This is a genomic window from Oricola sp. (assembly GCF_022763245.1).
Taxonomy (GTDB): domain Bacteria; phylum Pseudomonadota; class Alphaproteobacteria; order Rhizobiales; family Rhizobiaceae; genus Oricola.
On sequence record NZ_JALEGV010000014.1, the window covers coordinates 85,000 to 104,454 of the forward strand.

Consider the following 19,455-nt stretch of genomic DNA (forward strand, 5'->3'; position numbering starts at 1 on the left):
AGCACCAAAAGGGCGTGACAAAACCACCTTTCTCCTGTAAGCACCCGCGGAAATCGGGCGCCAAGTCCTGACTCAACAGCAAATACGATCTCGTGAATACGCTCCGGCCTTCGGGCCAGGCATGACGGTCAATTGACTTTCAGCCCTTGTCGAGCGCTCTGGCGGTTCAAAAGAACAAGAGGAAGTAAATCATGACGGACATCATCCGCCAGCTCGAGGCCGAACAGGCCGCCAAGATCATCGAAAAGCGCACCCTGCCGGAATTTTCGCCCGGCGACACCGTCCGCGTCCAAGTGCGCGTCACGGAAGGCAAGCGCACCCGTCTGCAGGCCTATGAAGGCGTTTGCATCGCCCGCGCCGGCGCCGGCTTCAACGAGAACTTCACCGTTCGCAAGATTTCCTACGGCGAAGGCGTGGAGCGCGTGTTCCCCGTCTATTCGCCGCTGGTCGAGGCCGTCGAAGTCGTTCGCCGAGGCAAGGTGCGCCGCGCCAAGCTCTATTACATGCGCGGCCTGACGGGCAAAAAGGCCCGTATCACCGAGAACACCAACGCCCGTTCGCGCAAGCTGAACGACGATGAGCGCCGCAAGATCGCCGAGGAAAAGGCCCGCATCGAGGCCGAGAAGATCGCAGCCGCCGAGGCTCTGGCCGCCGAGAAGGCAGCAGAGGAAGCAGCAGCCAAGGCCGCTCAAGCCGAAGCAGGCGCAGAAGACGCATAAGGCCGTCCGGCCCGACCGGGCGGCTTCGAGCCGCCCGTTGAGACACATCGCTTTCAAGGGCGCGGTTCGTCAGAACCGCGCCCTTTTCGTTTCGGCGCGGCATTGACCGAGGCCCGAACCTAAAGGAGAGCAATATGTTGACGGGCAAGGATCTGATCGAGGCCGGATTTCAGCCGGGCAAGTGGTTCGCCGAGGCGCTGGACACCGCCAATGCGATGCTGGCCGAGGGCACCGACCGGGACGCGGCCTTCGCGGCCGTTGCCGCGCTCGCACCGCCGCCGGTGCGCGCGCTCCACCCGGTGGACAGCAAGCCGCTGCATATGAACATCGACGCCGAAAACGACGCCGAGGCCGACAATCTCGAAGCCGTGCGCCAGTCGATGCGCGCCCTGTTGCGGACGCCGGTGGTCAAGGCCGGCGCGGTGATGCCGGACGCCTGCCCGGCGGGCCCGTCGGGCACGATCCCCGTGGGCGGCATCGCCGTCTCCGAGGCAATCCATCCGGGCATGCATTCGGCCGACATCTGCTGCTCGATGGCCTACACCAATTTCGGGTCTCTCGACCCGAAGGCGTTGCTCGACGCCACGCATGAGGCCACCCATTTCGGGCCGGCCGATCGCGCGGCGCCGGTGGCCATGCCGGAAAGCCTCGGCTCGGCCCTCGAAGAGGATCCGCTGCTGAAGCCGCATGCGGTTCTGGCGGCGCGCCATTTCGCCACCCAGGGCGACGGCAACCACTTCGCCTATGTCGGCACGCTGGCCTCGACCGGCGACACGATCCTCGTGACCCATCACGGCTCGCGCGGGCTCGGGGCGCGGCTGTATTCGACGGGCATGCGCATTGCGGAGCGCCATCGCTTGCGGCTTGCGCCGGAAACGCTGAAGCAGAATGCGTGGATCCCCGCGGACACGCAGGAGGGCGAGGCCTACTGGACCGCCCTGCAGCTGGTGCGCGCCTGGACGAAGGCCAACCATTTCGCGATCCACGACCTGGTGGCGGAGCGGACTGGTGCCGGCGTTCAGGACCGGTACTGGAACGAGCACAACTTCGTCTTCCGCAAGTCGGACGGCCTGTTCTACCACGCCAAGGGGGCGACGCCGGCCTTCGACGGCTGGGCGGGCGACGCGACCGATCTGACGATCATTCCGCTCAACATGGCGGAACCGCTCCTGATCGTGCGCGGCGCCGACGCCGGGCACGGCCTCGGCTTCTCGCCGCATGGCGCCGGGCGCAACATGTCGCGCACGGCGCACAAGCGCCAGCTCGGCGACCGGCCGCATGCCGACGTCTTCACCGACGAAACGGCGGGCATCGACGCGCGGTTCTTCTGCGGGCGGATCGACGTGTCGGAACTGCCGTCGGCCTACAAGAACGCCAGGGCCGTGCGCGAGCAGATCGGCCGGTTCGGCCTGGCGAAGGTCGTCGACGAGGTGATCCCGCACGGATCGATCATGGCCGGCGACTGGGAGCACGACGCGCCGTGGCGCAAGAAGCGGGACGCCAGGAGCAGGCAGGCGAAGCAGTGAGGAAAGGCGGGCCGGGTGCCCGCCTTTCCCGTTTGCGCTTGCGCCGCGCTCGCCAGCGGCTAGTCTCCCCAGCACCTGATCCCGCAAGATCGAACCCCCGGAGGCCACACATGATTTCCCGTCGCTTCGTGCTCGGCGCCTGCGCCGCCCTCGTCATCGCACCCGTCGCCGCCTCGGCGCAGGACCTGCCCGATCTCGGCGGCCGCTCGGTGGTCGTCGTCACCGAAAACGCCTATCCGCCGCTGCAGTTCGTCGACCCGAAATCCGGCGACGCGATCGGCTGGGAATATGACGCCGTCGCCGACATGGCCGAACGGCTGAACATGACGGTCGAGTATCGCAACACCTCCTGGGACGCGATGATCCAGGCCGTGTCCGACGGCCAGTACGACATGGGCATGACCGGCATCACCATCACCGAGGAGCGCGGCGAGAAGGTCGATTTCTCCGATCCCTACATGCGCTCCGAAATGTACATGCTGGTGCGCGCCGACGAGGACCGCTTCACGGATGCCGGCTCCTTCTCCGCCTTTGAGGACGGGCTGGTCGGCGCACAGGCCGGCACGACGCCCTTCTACGTGGCCGTCTACGACGTGCTCGACGGCGACGAGGCCAATCCGCGCATCAAGCTGTTCGAGACCTTCGGGGCGTCCGTGCAGGCGCTCAGGATCGGCGACGTCGATCTCGTGCTCACCGACGGCACCGCCGGCAAGGGCTATGTGGAAGCCTCGGGCGGCGCGCTGAAGCTGATCGGCGACCCGCTCGGCTCGGAGGATTTCGGATTCATCTTCCCGAAGGGCTCCGACCTCGTCGCGCCGGTCAACGCCGCGATCGCGGCGATGAAGGCGGACGGGACGCTCGACGCGCTCAACACCAAGTGGTTTCTCGACTACAAGCTCGGCCAGTAGGACTTGACGGGCGAGGGAACGCCGGCCGGTGCGACCTGAACGGCAGGGCGAGAAGGACTTTCCCTGGTGGCTGGTGGCGCTGGGCGCGATCGGGCTTGCGCTGGCGCTCCTGATCGCGGGCAACGACCCTTACGCGCAGGTCTTTTCGACCGTGGCCAAGGGCGTGCGGATCACGATCTTCGTGACGCTGACGGGTTTCGCGCTTGCCACGGCGCTCGGCCTGGCGGTCGCGCTGATGGGGCTGTCGGGCTCGCTCGTCCTGCGCCAGGTCGCGCGCTTCTATGTCGAGATCATCCGCGGCGTGCCGATCCTGGTCCTGCTGTTCTACATCGCCTTCGTCGGCGCGCCGAGCCTGGTGTGGCTGGTCAATCTCCTGACCCAGCCGCTGCAGGCCGCGGACCTGATGGACAAGGTGCTGGTGCGCGACATCTCGCTTCTGTGGCGGGCCATTCTCGCGCTGATGATCGGCTATTCGGCCTTCATCGCGGAGGTCTTCCGCGCCGGCATCCTCGCCGTCGACGAGGGCCAGATCGAGGCGGCCGAATCGCTCGGCCTGACGCGCTGGCAGCGGTTCCGGCTGGTCGTCTTCCCGCAGGCGATCCGCACCATCCTGCCGCCCCTCGGCAATGATTTCGTCGCGATGGTCAAGGATTCCTCGCTCGTCTCGGTGCTCGGCGTCGCCGACATCACCCAGATGGGCAAGGTCTATGCGGCCGGGTCGTTCCGCTTCTTCGAGACCTATTCCATCGTCGCCTATGTCTACCTGATCCTGACGGTCGGCCTGTCGATCGCGCTCCGGCGGCTGGAGACCCGCATGCGCCGGACCGACGCGCGCGGCTGACCGGCCCGTCATCGCGACGGGATCGATTCGTCCCCGACGTCATAGACGTAGAGGCCGGCGACCCGGTCCCAATAGGCCTGGCCGTTCCAGCGGATGAAGGATCCGAACAGGAACCAGAGCGCGGCAAATGAGACGATCAGCACCAACGCCAGGCCCGGAAGCGGATTGAAGCCGGTCAAAATGCCGGACGATCCCAGCGCTTCGGCCATCTTGATCGGGTCGGCCATAAGGGCCGTCCACATCGTCGGGAGCGCGATCACGGCGGACATGACCCACGGAGCGAAACGGACGAGTTCTCGCAAGAGGGCCCGGCGGTAGGACGGGTTTTTTCTCTCGCGCGTCTGAATGCGAAGATAGAACAGGGATTTGCCGGGCGTTGCGCCTCGTCTTGCAACGAAGAACGCGGCCACGAAGGGCAGCAGCAACGCACCCGGACTGGCGGTGTCGATGAACGGCACGGCTTTGCCGTCCTCGTCGACGGGATAGCTCACCATCACCTGAACGCGTTCCACGGCCTTGGCATATCCCACGATCCGCAGATCGACCCGGTTGATGAACATCTGCCGTATCGTGCATTGTTTCTTGAACAGGATCGCGTCCGAAGGCGATTGCAGCGCCACGATCACCGGGTCGTCCCGATCGACCACCAGGTCGTAGCAGGCCTGAGCATTCATGATCGACGGAACGAGGACCTGGACGGGCAGGAGCTTTGCCAGAAACACGAAGATGGCGGCCGCGACGAAGTAGTAGAGCAGCAGATCGACAATGTAGGCGAGCGCGCGCACTCGAAAAAGCCGTTGCTGCATCCTGCCTGATCGTCCTCTGCCGCTATCGACCGTGCCGATATGCTTGTGGGTATACGGCCGGGGCCTGAAATTCAATGCTGGGTTGCAGGATGTGCGCATTGCACCGTCGCGCCGAGCTTCCCAGATTGCCGTCGCACCGGAAACTTGATAATAGCGCGGCCATGGAAAAGCTGTTCGGACATCCGGGCTTCAAGAGCTTCACGCTGCAGGACCGCAAGCGCCTGCCGTCGCGCTTCTTCGCGCACGTGGCGCTGAACCAGCTCGCGCGACTTAGCTGAGCGGTTTCCGCTCCCGGCGTGACGCCGGTTTTTCGACATTTTTCGCAGCCCTGAATGGATATCAATCACATGACCGCACCGCGCACACTCTATGACAAGATCTGGGACGATCACCTGATCGACACCGACGAGAACGGCACGTCGCTGCTCTATATCGACCGCCACCTGGTTCACGAAGTGACCAGCCCGCAGGCCTTCGAGGGGCTGCGCATGGCGCATCGGCCCGTCCACGCGCCGTCCAAGACGCTCGCCGTCGTCGACCACAACGTGCCGACCACGCCCGACCGTCACCAGGGCATCAAGAACGAGGAAAGCCGCATCCAGGTCGAGGCGCTGGCCAAGAACGCCGCCGATTTCGACATCGAATATTATTCGGAGAACGACAAGCGGCAGGGCATCGTCCACATCGTCGGGCCGGAACAGGGCTTCACCCTGCCGGGCATGACGATCGTCTGCGGCGACAGCCACACCTCCACCCATGGCGCCTTCGGCGCGCTGGCGCACGGCATCGGCACGTCGGAGGTCGAGCATGTGCTCGCCACCCAGACGCTGATCCAGAAGAAGGCCAAGAACATGCTCGTCCAGGTGGACGGCCAGCTTCCCGACGGCGTCACCGCCAAGGACATCGTGCTGGCGATCATCGGCGAGATCGGCACGGCCGGCGGCACCGGCTACGTGATCGAGTTCGCCGGCGAGGCGATCCGCGCCCTGTCGATGGAAGGCCGCATGACCGTCTGCAACATGACCATCGAGGGCGGCGCCCGCGCCGGCCTGATCGCGCCGGACGAGACGACCTTCGCCTACATCAAGGACAAGCCGCGCGCGCCGAAGGGCCAGGCCTGGGACATGGCGCTGGAGTACTGGAAGACGCTGAAGACCGACGAGGGCGCGCATTACGACAAGGTCGTCAAGCTCGACGCGGCCGACCTGCCGCCGATCGTCACCTGGGGCTCCTCGCCGGAAGACGTCGTCTCGATCGAGGGCGTGGTGCCCAACCCGGACGACATCGCCGACGCCAACAAGCGCGCCTCGAAATGGCGGGCGCTGGAATATATGGGCCTCGAGCCGGGCACGAAGATGACCGACATCGCCATCGACCGCGTCTTCATCGGCTCCTGCACGAACGGCCGCATCGAGGATCTGCGCGAAGTGGCGAAGGTCGTCGAGGGCAAGACGGTCGCTTCCACGGTCAACGCGATGATCGTGCCGGGCTCCGGCCTGGTGAAGGAACAGGCGGAAGCCGAGGGTCTCGACAAGATCTTCCTGGCCGCCGGTTTCGAGTGGCGCGAGCCGGGCTGCTCCATGTGCCTTGCCATGAATGACGACCGGCTGAAGCCTGGCGAGCGTTGCGCGTCCACCTCGAACCGCAATTTCGAGGGCCGCCAGGGCTTCAAGGGCCGCACGCATCTGGTTTCGCCGGCCATGGCGGCGGCGGCGGCGATCGCCGGCCATTTCGTCGACGTGCGCGATCTCTGATCGCATCCGTCAACCAATCCGGAACGGCGCCTGCGGGCGCCGTTTTCTTGCCGGCTCCAGGCCATGGCGGTCGGCCGGTTAACGCAATGGCAAGCGCAAGGCCCTAATCTGGTCATCCGATGGGGCGGCGCCGGCCGCCAACCGGTTGGATGGATGTTCGAACAGTCTTATTTCCAGCTCCTGAATCCGCTGATTTCGCTCACCTTCGCGGGTGGGTTCCTCGTGCTGTGGCATTATGCGCGTGACATCCGGTCGCTGCGCTTCTTCTCGGCCTCCTACTTCCTCGCGGCCTGCGCCATGGTGGCCGACTTCCTGCAGGCGATGATGGCGCCGGTGGTCGCGTCGGCGCTTCTGACCAGCCTCTACGTGGTCGCGTCGGTCTTCTTCTGCGCCGGGCTCTACCAGCTCTACACCAACCGGGTTCCCTGGAAGCCGCTGTCGGCGGCGGGGGCGGTGGTGCTCGTCGCCTACACCGTTCTGCGGCTTGGCATCGAGAACGTGGTTCCGAGCGCATGGGCGATCAATGTCGGCATCGCCACGCTCTATCTGCATTCGCTTTTCGTGTTGCGCCGGCACATGCGCAGCGGCATGCACCGGGCTCTCCAGTGCGTCGTCGCGACCAGCGCGGTTCTCCTGGTCGTGCGGACCGCCGTGGTGTTCTGGTATGTCGGCGTGACGATGACGGAAGCCGATTATGCCGGTTCGCTGGCCTCGGTGACGCTGCAGCTCTTCCTCGCGGTCGCCTCGCTTGCCATCGCCGTCGTCCTCTTCGTCATGTTCGGCACGAAGATCGTCGGCCGGATGACGGAGAAGAGCTACACCGACCCGCTGACCGGCGCCCTCAATCGGCGCGGCTTCGAGGCCCGGATCGCGACCCTGGTCGGCGACCGCACGGCGACCGAACGCCGCCATGCCGTCGTCATGGCCGATCTCGACCAGTTCAAATCCGTCAACGACACCTATGGCCACGAGGCCGGCGACGTCGTGATCATGGCCTTTGCGAAACTGTTGCGCGATTCCGCGCGTGCCGAGGACGTCGTCGTTCGATGGGGCGGCGAGGAGTTCCTCGTCGTCGTCGCCAACAGCGAGACCGCCTCCGCGCGGCTGTTCGCCGAAGGGGTGCGGGTGCGCTGGGAGGCGATCCGCCACGACTGCCTCGACGGCGGTTCGGTGACGGCCAGTTTCGGGGTTGCCGGCTGGCGATCCGGACAGGATGTGGCCGGTGTCGGCCGCGCGGTCGACGCGGCGCTCTACCAGGCCAAGCGCGAAGGCCGCAACCGGGTCTGCGTGGACCGGCCGGACCCTCCCGCCAAGCCGGTTCGCGCCGAAGTCGCCTGACCGGCGGCGCGCGCCGCCCGTCTCATCCGGGCAAGGCGTGGTGGAGAATGTAGATCCACACCGTCACTGTCAGCACCGAGAATGTCGTCGCCAACAGGAACGCCGAGGCGGCCAGGTTGACGGCGCGGTCATACATCACCGCGAAGAGATAGATGTTCATGCCCGGCGGCATGGCGGCCAGCGTCACGGCGGCGCGCACCATGTCGGGCGGCAGGGCGAAGACGTAGTGCGTCAGCACGAAGGCGATCGCGGGATGGACGATCAGCGACAGGGCCGCCACCATGCCGGCCTCCGGCAGGTCGGCGCGCAGCTGGTAGCGCGTCATCGCCGCGCCGATCCCGACCAGCGCGACCGGAATGGCGGCCTGCGCGATCATGTCCACGGCGGCCATCACCGGAGCGGGCAGCCAGTGCCCGGTGACGTTGACGATGGCGCCGCACAGGATGCCGAGCATGATCGGGTTGACGATGATCGCGCGGCCGGCGACCGACAGGGTCTCGGTCAGCGAGCGCCCGTTGCGGCGCATCAGTTCCATCGTCACCATGCCGACGGCGTAGATCATCGGCGCGTGCAGCGCGATGATGCCGAAGGACGGGGTCAGCGGCCCCGTGCCATGCGAGCGTTCGACGATGGCGAGGCCGAGCAGCACCGAATTGGAGAAGGTGGCGGCAAAGCCGACCGCGACGGCCTCTCCCGGCTGGCGGGCGAACAGCCGGCGGGCCAGGATGATGCCGATGACAAAGCATGAAAACGCGCCGGTGTAGAAGCTGAGGAGCAGCGGCGGCGAGAAGGCGGTCGACAGGTCGAGGCGCTCCAGCGCCCTGAACAGCAGCACCGGAACGGCGATCTTGACGGCGAAGCCGTTGAGCGCGTCGGCAAGGCCGCCGGGGAGGTAGCCGATCTTGACGGTGGTCCAGCCGACGGCGATGAGGAGGAAGACCGGGGCGACGGTCACGAGAATGGCCAGCATGCGTCCGGTTTAGACCGGAAAGGGCGCGATTGGGAAGTGGCGGTTCGGCTCGCGGCGGCATCGTCACTTTATCCGCCGCGGCGAAATCGAAGCCGCATCATTAACTCCCCATCAAACAGGCGGGTGTATGGTCCGCGCCGACATTGCCGGTATTCCCCGGCGGGCGGTGGAACGGAAGCGTGCAGATACAGTCCTACTTCCAGCTGATCAGCCCGGTGATCTTCCTGGTTTTCGCGTGCGGTTTCCTGGTGGTTTCCCACTACGCGCGCGAGATCGCGGCTGCGCGGATCTTCTCCGCCTCCTATTTCTTCATCGCCTGCGCGCTCATCGCCGACTACCTGCGCGGCCTGCAGCCGCAGATCGTCGAGATCTACCTGATCAACACGCTCTACACGGCCGGATCGGCGCTGTTCTGCGTGGCGCTCTTCACCTTCTATCGCGGCCGCGCGCCGCTGCGCCTCATCGTCGGTACCTGCATCGCCATGCTCATCGGCCTGACCGTGTTCCGCTTCGTTCAGGACGAGATCGCCGGCCGCATCGTGGTCATGGATGTCGGCATCGCGTCGATGTTCATCTACGCCGCCTACGACATGCGCCACCTCATGCGCCGCCCTGTCGATCGTATCCTGCAGACCCTGGTCGCGCTCAACGGCGCGCAGCTGATCACGCGCACGGTTTTGATGCTGTGGTTCGAGGGCGGCGTGTTGACCCAGTTCAACTACGCCGAGTCGTTCTCGGCGATGTCCATGCAGTTCGTCGTTTCCGTGCTGGCGCTGGTGGTCGCGGCCAATCTGTTCATGATCTTCGGCATGGAGATCGTGAAGCGTCTGACGCTGACCAGCGAGACCGATCCGCTGACGGGCCTACTCAATCGCCGCGGTTTCGAGCGCCAGATGCCCGCATTGGCGGACCGGATCGCAGAAGGCGGGCTGGGCCATGCCGTGGTCCTGGCCGACATCGACCGGTTCAAGGCGATCAACGACCGGCACGGCCACGAGGCAGGCGACGACGTGATCATGCATTTCGCCCGCATGCTGGCCTGCCTGGCGCGCGAGGAGGATTTCGTGGTGCGCTGGGGCGGCGAGGAATTCATGATCGTCATGCCCATGGCCGACAAGGGCATCGCCCGGCTCTACGCGGAATCGGTGCGCTCGGCGCTGGAAGCCCTGCGGCATGACAGCCTCGGCGGCGAGAACGTCACGGCGAGCTTCGGCGTCGCGGTCTGGACGCGCGGGCGGCGGATTTCCGACGCGGTCCAGGGCGCCGACCATGCGCTCTACCGGGCCAAGCGCACGGGCCGCAACCGCGTCTGCCTGCACGGGGCGGAGACGCAGCTCGACACCCGGCAGGAGGCCGTCGCCTGACGGCTTGCCCGCATCTTCGCGGCGGCCTATCACGTCGCCATGAGATTTCCCCGCATTCTGATTCTTGTCGCCCTGGCGTCCGTTCCCGCCGGCTGCCAGTCGATGATGCTCGATGGCCTGTCCGCTCCCGCGGGCGGCCCGATGCAGTATCGCTGCACCGACGGCGTGAAGCTCACGCTGGAGCGCTCCGCCGGCTCGGTCACGGCGTCCGACAGCCGCGGCTTCAACGCCGAGATGCCAGCCAGTCCGCCCGCCCAGACGACGCGCTACGCCGAGGGCATCTACGCGCTGATCCTGGAGGACGTGCGGGCGACCTGGTTCGTGTCCGGCCAGAAGCCGGTGGAATGCCGCCGATAGGCGCCGGATCCCGCCGAAAGGGCCGCGAAACCAGCGGCTTGGGCTTTTTTCGATACCGCTCGCGGTTCCAATCGATTGAAAGCCCGGCGTGGTGTTGCATTGCAGCAGAATCCCACTAAGGGATGACGTCGGTCGCCGTGCGGTCCTTTGACGCGGCGTGAAAGCCGCCCTATGAACGGGTGCACCGCAATGTGCGCCGGCCCTATTTTGAAAACGAGGAGCAGCCTGTCGTGAGCGCTTCCAGTCCTGCGAAAACCGAGCGTCCGCTTTCGCCGCATCTGCAGATCTACAAGCCCATTCCGACCATGATGATGTCGATCGTGCATCGCATCACGGGTGTCGCGCTTTATGCCGGCACGCTGCTGGTCGCTTGGTGGCTGATCGCCGCGGCGAGCGGGCCGGACTATTTCGACTTCGTCAACGCCGTGCTCGGCTCGTGGTTCGGCATCCTCGTGCTGTTCGGCTTCACCTGGGCCTTGATCCATCACATGCTCGGCGGCCTTCGCCACTTCGCCTGGGATCTCGGCTACCTGTTCGAGAAGCGCACCTCGACGAAACTTGCCTATGCGACGATCATCGCCTCTGTGGCGCTGACGCTCCTGATCTGGATCGTCGCCGCGCTGGCCTATTGAGGGGGAGAAACGGCATGTCCATCCTGACACCTTACAAGCGCGCCCAGGGCCTCGGCTCGGCCAAGGACGGCACGGAGCATTTCTGGCGCCAGCGCCTGACCGCGGTGGCCAACGTGCCGCTGATGATCGCCTTCGTGTGGATCGTGGCCTCCTGCATCGGCCAGCCCTACGAGACGGTTCTCGCGACGCTCGGCCATCCCTTCGTGGCGGCCATCCTGCTGCTGGTCGTCGTCAGCGGGCTCTACCACGCGAAGCTCGGCATGCAGGTGGTCATCGAGGACTATGTGCATGGCGAAAGCGCGAAGCTCGTGGCGCTGATGCTCAACGTCTTCTTCACCTTCGTGATTGGCGCGCTCTGCGTCTTCGCAATCCTGAAACTGGGTTTCGCCGGCTGACACGGCCGCGGCGAACCCGGAACAGCGGCTCCAGGGAACGACACGCATGAACACAAACGCTTCCAACCCGGCGACGGCGGGCAGAGCCTATCGCTACGAGGACCACAAATTCGACGTCGTCGTCGTTGGCGCCGGTGGCGCCGGTCTGCGCGCCACGCTTGGCATGGCCGAACAGGGCCTGCGCACGGCCTGCATCACCAAGGTGTTTCCGACGCGTTCGCACACGGTCGCCGCGCAGGGCGGCATCGCTGCCTCGCTGACCAACATGACGCCGGACTGCTGGCAGTGGCACATGTACGACACTGTGAAGGGCTCGGACTGGCTCGGCGACGTTGACGCCATGCAGTATCTCGCCATGGAAGCGCCCAAGGCGGTCTATGAGCTTGAGCATTACGGCGTGCCCTTCAGCCGCACCGAAGACGGCAAGATCTACCAGCGGCCTTTCGGCGGCCACATGCAGAATTTCGGCGACGGCCCGCCCGTGCAGCGCACCTGCGCCGCCGCCGACCGTACCGGCCACGCCATCCTGCACACGCTCTACGGCCAGTCGGTGCGCAACAACGCTCAGTTCTTCATCGAGTATTTCGCGCTCGACCTGATCATGGACGATGACGGCCGCTGCACCGGCGTCGTCGCCTGGAACCTCGACGACGGCACCATCCACCGCTTCTCCGCGAAGATGGTGGTGCTGGCGACCGGCGGCTACGGCCGTGCCTATTTCTCCGCGACCAGCGCGCATACCTGCACCGGCGACGGCAACGGCATGATCGCCCGCGCGGGCCTGCCGCTGCAGGACATGGAGTTCGTTCAGTTCCATCCGACCGGCATCTACGGCGCGGGCTGCCTGATCACCGAGGGCGCGCGCGGCGAGGGCGGCTATCTCGTCAATTCGGAAGGCGAGCGCTTCATGGAGCGCTACGCGCCGTCGGCCAAGGATCTCGCCTCGCGCGACGTCGTCTCGCGCTGCATGACGATGGAGATCCGGGAAGGGCGCGGCGTCGGCAAGAACGCCGACCACATCTTCCTGCATCTCGACCATCTGGATCCGGCTGTGCTCGCCGAGCGCCTGCCCGGCATCTCGGAATCGGCGAAGATCTTCGCCGGCGTCGATGTGACGAAGGAGCCGATCCCGGTTCTGCCGACGGTCCATTACAACATGGGCGGCATTCCGACCAATTACTGGGGCGAGGTGCTGAACCCGGCCAATGGCGGGCCCGACGCGGTGGCGCCTGGCCTGATGGCGGTCGGCGAGGCGGGCTGCGCCTCCGTCCACGGCGCCAACCGGCTCGGCTCCAACTCGCTGATCGACCTCGTGGTCTTCGGCCGGGCGGCTGCCATTCGCGCCGGCGAGGTGATCGACCGCGAATCCTCGATCCCCGACGTCAACGAGGCGGCCTGCGACAAGATCATGGATCGTTTTGACCGGCTGCGCCACGCCAGCGGTTCCACGCCCACGGCCGACCTGCGCGAGAAGATGCAGCGCGCCATGCAGGAAGACGCCGCCGTCTTCCGCACGCAGGAATCGCTGGAGCAGGGCTGCCAGCGCATCTCGGCCATCTGGAGCGAACTGCCGGACCTCAAGGTCACCGACCGCTCGATGATCTGGAACTCCGACCTGGTGGAAACGCTGGAACTGGAAAACCTGATGGCTTGCGCCATCACCACGGTCTACGGCGCGGAAGCCCGCAAGGAGAGCCGCGGTTCGCATGCCCGCGAAGACTATGCCGAAGGCAAGTTCGCCGGCCGCGACGACGACAACTGGCGCAAGCACACGCTGGCCTGGGTCGATGACGCGGGCAAGGTGACGCTCGACTATCGCCCGGTGCACACCGACCTGATCGCCGACGGCATCGAGCTCGCCAAGATCGCGCCGAAGGCGCGGGTGTACTGACCATGGCGCTGGCGGCGGCCGGATATTCGGGCAAGCCCGTTGCCGACAAGCTCGGCATGAAGGACGGCCACGCCGAGCTGTTCGTCAACCTGCCCGAGGACGTCGCCGATCTGGCCGGCGCGCGCGATTTCGCGTCCTGCGAGAAGACGTCGTGGAACGCGCTCCCCGGCAAGGGGCATTACGATTTCGTGCATGCCTTCACGACGGAGAAATCCGACCTGGAAGGCAATGCCGCACGCCTGCGCGACTGGATCATGCCGGACGGCATGGTCTGGGTGTCGTGGCCGAAGAAGTCGTCGAAGGTTGAGACCGACATCACCGAGGACACCGTCCGGGAGACGCTTTTGCCGACGGGGCTGGTCGATGTGAAAGTCTGCGCCGTCACCGAGATCTGGAGCGGGCTGAAGCTTGTCGTCCGCAAGGAACTGAGAACGCATTGATGTGGACCACGGGATATCGGGAGGAAAATGCCATGGCCAATCTGTTCGCGAAACTCGCAGGTGCAACGACCGTGTGCGCGGTGGCGCTGGCCACCGGCGCGGCTTCTGCCAATGACGAGGTGATCCTGGCTTCCTGCAAGGCCGAGCTCCAACTGTCGGACGCCGGATGCGCCTGCGTGCTCGACAAGGTTCACTCCGAATTGAGCGACAAGCAGCTCGAATTCTTCGTCGCCGCAATCAGCAAGAACCAGCCTGTCATGATGCAGGCCCAGATGGCGCTCACCGGCGCTGAAATGATGGAGATCGCGAATTTCATGACCGTGACTCCGCAGCAATGCCAGAACCAGTAGTGGAAACGACGCACCATGGTTGAACTCGCACTTCCCAAGAACTCGAAGATCTCGCAGGGCAAGGTCTGGCCGAAGCCGGAAGGCGCGACCAATCTGCGCGAGTACAAGATCTATCGCTGGAGCCCGGATGACGGGAAGAACCCGTCCATCGACACCTATTACGTCGACATGGACGATTGCGGACCGATGGTGCTCGACGGGCTCTTGTACATCAAGAACAAGATCGACCCGACGCTGACGCTGCGCCGTTCCTGCCGCGAAGGCATTTGCGGCTCCTGCGCGATGAACATCGACGGCACCAACACCTTGGCCTGCACCAAGGGTTCCGACGAGATCGACGGCTCGATCAAGGTCTATCCGCTGCCGCACATGCCGGTCGTCAAGGACCTGGTGCCGGACCTGACCCAGTTCTACGCCCAGCACGCCTCGATCCAGCCCTGGCTGGAGACGAAGACGCCGGCGCCGGAAAAGGAATGGCGCCAGACGCATGAGGACCGTGCGAAGCTCGACGGGCTCTACGAGTGCATCCTGTGCGCCTGCTGCTCGACCTCGTGCCCGTCCTACTGGTGGAACGGCGACCGCTATCTCGGCCCCGCCGCGCTGCTGCAGGCCTATCGCTGGCTGATCGACAGCCGTGACGAGGCGACCGGCGAGCGTCTCGACAATCTCGAAGACCCGTTCCGGCTGTATCGCTGCCACACGATCATGAACTGCACCCAGGCCTGCCCGAAGGGCCTGAACCCGGCGAAGGCCATCGCCGAAATCAAGAAGATGATGGTCGAACGGCGGGTGTGACGCCCGCTGCCGTCCCGTTGGGCTGAAGACGGTTTTCGCGGCGCTTTGAGCTCGCGATGTCGAGGCACTCGGCTCCTTCTGGCCCCTTCGTCCCTCCGCTTGTGGGGATGGATGAAGGGTGGGCGTCGTCGCGAAGCGACGCTCAAACTGCAAACGCCATCGCCATTGCGAGATCGCCCGCCGCGTCGGCGCGGGCCTGCGGCTGCCTGCGCCGTGGTCGCCGGAGGATGTCACAACCACGGCAGGCTTTGCGGCAGGCCCGCGCGGACCCGCCGTCAGGTCGATCCGAGGAAGCGGCGGATCCAGTAATGGGTGGCGCGGGCGTTGGGCAGGCCGTTGTGGGTGCCGGGCACCCGGACGGCGAAGCCGGGGCCGGTGGCGCTCAGCTTTGGCACCGTGCCGTCGCCGGCCGTGGACTGCGGATCGTTCCAGTCATTGGTCAGGATGTCGCCGGATTCGTAATCCTCGACCTTGATCTTCTCGTCGGTCGCGTGATCGGCGGAATAGAGAACGAGGTTGATGTTGCCCGGCAATTGCGGTCCGAGAGCCTGCTTGAACAGCATCGCCTTCTTCGCCAGGAGCCTTGCCTGAGGCGTGGGGAACTTGGCGACGTCGCGCAGGTCCTGGTTCTTCAGATAGGTCAGGCTCCAGCTCTGCAGAACGCCGGAGCCGTTCAGCGTTCGATCCTCCACCACGTAGCGGTTCAAGTGCTGGGCATGGAACCAGTAGGCGTCGGGCATCAGCTCGTAGACGGAGGGCAGGTCGCCGATCAGCGCTTTCACGGCCTTGCTGACCGAGGCCTCGTCGCCCTTGAGCGGGCTGAACAGGGACAGGATGATCTCGGCTGCAAAGGAGAAGAATTTGCTATCGACATATTTCAGCGCGATTTCCGGGTGCAGCCAGAAATAGGCGAGGCTGGCGCCGTAATGCGGCGAGGCCAGATAGACGGTGCGGTGGATCGGCGCCTTGTAGAGGCCCGCCGCCGCCCGTGTGACCAGGCCGCCCATCGAGTGGCAGATCACATCGACACCGAGCTGCTGCCATTGCGGCGACTTGGCGATCACGTGGTTGACGTAGCCAGCGAATTTGCGGCCGGAATCATTGTTCGACTTGGTCCAGTCATAGGGGAAGATGAACAGCGTCTCGTCGAGCTTGTAGCCCATCTCGTCGACGAGGAAGTCGATCAGCTTCGTGTAGACATTCGGGATCAGGCCTGTCGGCACTTTCTGAGGCACGCCGATATGCTTGATCGCGTGCTGCATCGTGTCGCCGCTGTTGAGGCCGTGATGCGCCGGCGGCCACAGTTCGCCGCCGGTGTAGATGCGCTTGGTGTTGCCGACCGTGCGGATGTCGGCATGCGACAGGGTCGAGCCCATGATGCCGGGAACGAAGATCAGCGGGCGCTTGATCAGTTCGATCGTGGAGTTCGGGTCGTAGCGGTCTTCCGGCACGTCGGTGGGGTTGCCGGAATCCGAGCCGGGCGGGGCATGGGGCGGCGGTCTGCCCCAGGTCGCCTCGCCGGCGGGTTGCGGGTCCCATGTCTCGCCGACATTGGTCTGTTCCGGCGGAGGGTCGTCGATATCGACGGTCGGGATGTTGTCATCGAGGAACACGTAGTTCCGGCGAATGAAATCCAGTTCGTTGGCCACGGCTGCCTCCCTCGCTCCGTGTGCGGCGCCACTCGGTCACATCGCGCAATGGATCAACATTACGCAACGTAAGATGGCGCGGCAATGCCAACTATTCGCGCATGGCGGGTCAGGCGGCCGGCTTGCGCATCCGGATCAGCACGTCGGTCTTGAGGATGAACTGGTGGTAAAGCGCGCCCAGCACATGAAGCGCCACCAGTGCCAGCAGGATCACCCGCATGACTTCGTGGCCCTCGGCGGCCGCTTCCACACCGCCGAACCAGGCGGCCATGCCGGACAACGGCATCAGGATCATCAGCGCGTAGAGCGCGATGTGCGTGACGGAGGCGGCGAGCTTGAGGATCGGCGGCTCCTGTTCCGGTGCGGCCGGCGCGCCGCGCTTGACCCTGAGAGCGATGCGCCAGAGCGCGAAGAGCAGCACGAGGATGCCGCCGGCGACGTGGCTTGCCACCACCGGGTTGAAGGCGATCTCCTCGCCGCGCTCATAGGCGTGCCAGGCATCCGAAATCGGCTCGTGCAGGACATATTGCAGGACGATCAGGATGAAGACGATCCAGTGCAGCCGGATCTGGGTAGCGGAAAAACCGGTCGGTGCGGCCATGAAACCCTCCATGCGCAAACGGATCCGTCGCCGGATCCCTGTCAGGCGACACTAACCGATCATAGACTGCATTGCATGCTATATTGTTGCGACGCTGCGTCGCGGCCTCACGATGTGGCCGGGCTCTCCGCCGGCAGGGGGTGGAAGCATGCATGGGTCTGCGACCCCGCTTCGGTCAGCGCCGGCTGTCGGTCGCGGCATTCCTGCGTGGCGCGCCAGCAGCGCGGGTTGAAGGCGCAGCCCTTCGGCGGATCCAGCGGCGAGGGCAGTTCGCCTTCCAGCCGGATGCGGTGCTTTTCGTGGAACGGGTCGGCCACCGGCGTCGCCGACAGGAGTGCGGCAGTGTAGGGGTGGTGCGGATGGGCGAAGACGTCTTCCGACGGCCCGGTCTCAACCGGTTTGCCGAGATACATGACCATGATGTCGTCGGCGAGGTGCTTCACCACGGACAGGTCGTGGCTGATGAACAGATAAGCGAGCCCGAGTTCGGCCTGCAGATCCATCAGGATGTTGAGCACCTGCGCCTGGATGGACACGTCCAGCGCCGAGACCGGCTCGTCGAGGACGAGGATCTTCGGATTCAGCATCAGGGCACGGGCGATCGCGATGCGCTGGCGCTGTCCGCCGGAGAACATGTGCGGATAGCGCTCGTAATGCTCGGCGCGCAGTCCCACGCGCTCCATCATGGCGATGGCCTTGGCGCGCCGGGTGGTCGCATTGTCCTTCGTGTTGATGACCAGCGGCTCCTCCAGGATGGCGCCGATCTTCTGGCGCGGATTGAGCGAGCCATAGGGGTTCTGGAAGACGATCTGCATCTTGCGACGCAGTTCCGCCGTGAACTGCGTCACGGGTTGGCCGTCGATCAGCAATTCGCCGGAGGTCGGCGGCTCGATCATGGTCACGAGGCGGGCGAGCGTCGACTTTCCGCATCCCGATTCGCCGACCACCGCGAGCGTCTGGCCCGCGGCAAGCTTGAACGACACGCCGTCGAGCGCCTTGACGACGCCCTTCTCGCTGAACGGGCTGCCGCCGACATCGTAGTAGCGGGTGAGATTGCGAGCCTCGACGACGATGTCGCCGGCCTCGGTGCGGTGGTCGAGCACGGTGTCGTTCATCGGTCCGCCTCCGCGCCGGTCCTTGCGGGATGGCCGCTCGGGACGCCGTCCACCAGCGGGTAGTTGCAGAGCGCGAAGCCATGGTCCGGGCCCTGGCGCACCGCCTCGCGGGCGCAGCGCTCGGTGGCGTATTGGCAGCGCGGCGAGAACAGGCATCCGCTCGGCCGGTCGCCTTGTCCCGGCACGACGCCGGGGATCGACGGTAGTCTGCCGCGGCGTGTCGCGCGTTCCGGCAGGGCCGAGAGCAGCGCTTGCGTATAGGGATGATGCGGATCGCGGAACAGCGCCTTTACTTCCTGTTCCTCCACCTTCTGGCCGGCATATTGCACCTGCACCCGCTCCGCCGTCTCGGCAACGACGCCCATGTCGTGGGTGATCAGGATCAGCCCCATGCCATGGCTTTCCTGCAGGTCGACCAGCAGGTCGAGGATCTGCGCCTGGATGGTCACGTCGAGGGCGGTGGTCGGCTCGTCGGCGATCAGCAGTTTCGGGTCGCAGGCAAGCGCCATGGCGATCATGACGCGCTGGCTCATGCCGCCGGACAGTTGGTGCGGGAACTGGCCGAGCCGCTTTTCCGGCGCGGGAATGCCGACGAGGTTCAGGAGTTCGATCGCGCGCTTGCGCCGCGCCTTGCGGTCGAGGCCCAGATGGATGCGCAGGCTCTCGCCGATCTGGAACCCGACGGTGAAGCACGGGTTGAGGCTCGACATCGGCTCCTGGAAGATCATGGCGATCTCCTTGCCGATGATGCCGCGGCGGTCTCTCGCCGAAAGCGCGAGCATGTCGCGCCCGTCGAAGCGCATCGTGTCGGCCGTCACCGTCGCCGTCCAGGGCAGGAGCCCCATCAGCGCCAGCATGGCGACAGACTTGCCGGAGCCGCTCTCGCCGACGATCGACAGGATCTCGCCGCGGTCGCAGGACAGCGAAACGCCGTCGACCGCCTTGAACGGGCCGGTGGAGGTCTTGAAGCTGACCGTCAGGTTTTCAATCTCGAGAAGCGCCAT

At 65.5% G+C, this 19,455-nt stretch carries 20 protein-coding genes; 14 read left to right on the forward strand and 6 right to left on the reverse strand.

The window, feature by feature from the left end; genetic code table 11:
- Positions 1-191 precede the first annotated feature (191 nt).
- The 4 genes from rplS to MRY80_RS08190 all read left to right on the forward strand — a co-directional run bounded on the left by rplS (position 192) and on the right by MRY80_RS08190 (position 3,994).
- Positions 192-719, forward strand: coding sequence for a 50S ribosomal protein L19 (rplS, locus tag MRY80_RS08175; protein WP_293289880.1), 528 nt, complete (start codon positions 192-194; stop codon positions 717-719).
- 137 nt (positions 720-856) lie between these two features.
- The gene (locus MRY80_RS08180) at positions 857-2,245 is read left to right on the forward strand and encodes an RtcB family protein (RefSeq protein ID WP_293290464.1); all 1,389 of its coding nucleotides are present in this window, start codon (positions 857-859) and stop codon (positions 2,243-2,245) included.
- A gap of 110 nt (positions 2,246-2,355) precedes the next feature.
- Entirely contained in the window at positions 2,356-3,153 is a 798-nt protein-coding gene (locus MRY80_RS08185; RefSeq protein ID WP_293289882.1) for a transporter substrate-binding domain-containing protein, read from the forward strand.
- A 28-nt stretch (positions 3,154-3,181) separates the two neighbouring features.
- Entirely contained in the window at positions 3,182-3,994 is an 813-nt protein-coding gene (locus MRY80_RS08190; protein WP_293289884.1) for an amino acid ABC transporter permease, read from the forward strand.
- 8 nt (positions 3,995-4,002) lie between these two features.
- On the opposite strand, the gene MRY80_RS08195 is transcribed toward MRY80_RS08190, so the two are convergent.
- Positions 4,003-4,800, reverse strand: coding sequence for an RDD family protein (locus tag MRY80_RS08195; RefSeq protein ID WP_293289886.1), 798 nt, complete (start codon positions 4,798-4,800; stop codon positions 4,003-4,005).
- 347 nt (positions 4,801-5,147) lie between these two features.
- On the opposite strand from MRY80_RS08195, the gene leuC reads away from it, so the two are divergent.
- Both leuC and MRY80_RS08205 read left to right on the forward strand, forming a co-directional pair.
- Positions 5,148-6,554: a 3-isopropylmalate dehydratase large subunit gene (leuC, locus tag MRY80_RS08200; protein ID WP_293289887.1), complete on the forward strand. Its 1,407-nt coding sequence runs from the start codon at positions 5,148-5,150 to the stop codon at positions 6,552-6,554.
- 153 nt (positions 6,555-6,707) lie between these two features.
- Positions 6,708-7,892, forward strand: a complete 1,185-nt coding sequence (locus MRY80_RS08205) for a GGDEF domain-containing protein (RefSeq protein ID WP_293289889.1) — start codon at positions 6,708-6,710, stop codon at positions 7,890-7,892.
- A gap of 22 nt (positions 7,893-7,914) precedes the next feature.
- Here MRY80_RS08205 and MRY80_RS08210 read toward each other — a convergent pair whose 3' ends face one another.
- Complete coding sequence (locus MRY80_RS08210) at positions 7,915-8,862, reverse strand: AEC family transporter (RefSeq protein WP_293289891.1); 948 nt, start codon at positions 8,860-8,862, stop codon at positions 7,915-7,917.
- A 179-nt stretch (positions 8,863-9,041) separates the two neighbouring features.
- Between MRY80_RS08210 and MRY80_RS08215 the strand changes: the two genes are divergently transcribed.
- From MRY80_RS08215 to MRY80_RS08250, 8 genes are all read left to right on the forward strand, one after another.
- On the forward strand, positions 9,042-10,226 hold the full coding sequence (locus tag MRY80_RS08215) for a GGDEF domain-containing protein (RefSeq protein ID WP_293289893.1): 1,185 nt from the start codon (positions 9,042-9,044) through the stop codon (positions 10,224-10,226).
- Positions 10,227-10,265: 39 nt separating this feature from the next.
- Complete coding sequence (locus MRY80_RS08220) at positions 10,266-10,583, forward strand: hypothetical protein (RefSeq protein WP_293289895.1); 318 nt, start codon at positions 10,266-10,268, stop codon at positions 10,581-10,583.
- Between the two features lie 230 nt (positions 10,584-10,813).
- Complete coding sequence (sdhC, locus tag MRY80_RS08225) at positions 10,814-11,215, forward strand: succinate dehydrogenase, cytochrome b556 subunit (RefSeq protein ID WP_293289897.1); 402 nt, start codon at positions 10,814-10,816, stop codon at positions 11,213-11,215.
- Between the two features lie 14 nt (positions 11,216-11,229).
- Complete coding sequence (gene sdhD / locus MRY80_RS08230; protein ID WP_293289899.1) at positions 11,230-11,610, forward strand: succinate dehydrogenase, hydrophobic membrane anchor protein; 381 nt, start codon at positions 11,230-11,232, stop codon at positions 11,608-11,610.
- 46 nt (positions 11,611-11,656) lie between these two features.
- Positions 11,657-13,501 (forward strand): succinate dehydrogenase flavoprotein subunit, encoded by a 1,845-nt coding sequence (gene sdhA, locus MRY80_RS08235; protein WP_293289901.1) that lies wholly within the window; start codon positions 11,657-11,659, stop codon positions 13,499-13,501.
- A 2-nt stretch (positions 13,502-13,503) separates the two neighbouring features.
- On the forward strand, positions 13,504-13,941 hold the full coding sequence (locus MRY80_RS08240; protein WP_293289903.1) for a DUF3052 domain-containing protein: 438 nt from the start codon (positions 13,504-13,506) through the stop codon (positions 13,939-13,941).
- Between the two features lie 32 nt (positions 13,942-13,973).
- The gene (locus tag MRY80_RS08245; protein WP_293289905.1) at positions 13,974-14,291 is read left to right on the forward strand and encodes a hypothetical protein; all 318 of its coding nucleotides are present in this window, start codon (positions 13,974-13,976) and stop codon (positions 14,289-14,291) included.
- A 15-nt stretch (positions 14,292-14,306) separates the two neighbouring features.
- Entirely contained in the window at positions 14,307-15,086 is a 780-nt protein-coding gene (locus MRY80_RS08250) for a succinate dehydrogenase iron-sulfur subunit (RefSeq protein ID WP_293289907.1), read from the forward strand.
- 275 nt (positions 15,087-15,361) lie between these two features.
- Here MRY80_RS08250 and MRY80_RS08255 read toward each other — a convergent pair whose 3' ends face one another.
- From MRY80_RS08255 to MRY80_RS08270, 4 genes are all read right to left on the reverse strand, one after another.
- A complete protein-coding gene (locus MRY80_RS08255; RefSeq protein ID WP_293289909.1) occupies positions 15,362-16,735 on the reverse strand; it encodes a hypothetical protein in 1,374 nt (457 codons plus the stop codon).
- 109 nt (positions 16,736-16,844) lie between these two features.
- Entirely contained in the window at positions 16,845-17,336 is a 492-nt protein-coding gene (locus MRY80_RS08260) for a cytochrome b/b6 domain-containing protein (protein ID WP_293289911.1), read from the reverse strand.
- A 107-nt stretch (positions 17,337-17,443) separates the two neighbouring features.
- Positions 17,444-18,451 carry a dipeptide ABC transporter ATP-binding protein gene (locus tag MRY80_RS08265; RefSeq protein ID WP_293289913.1) on the reverse strand — a complete coding sequence of 336 codons (1,008 nt, stop codon included), beginning with the start codon at positions 18,449-18,451 and terminating at the stop codon, positions 17,444-17,446.
- Positions 18,448-19,455: an ABC transporter ATP-binding protein gene (locus MRY80_RS08270; RefSeq protein ID WP_293289915.1), complete on the reverse strand. Its 1,008-nt coding sequence runs from the start codon at positions 19,453-19,455 to the stop codon at positions 18,448-18,450. Before MRY80_RS08270 ends, MRY80_RS08265 begins: the two co-directional genes overlap by 4 nt.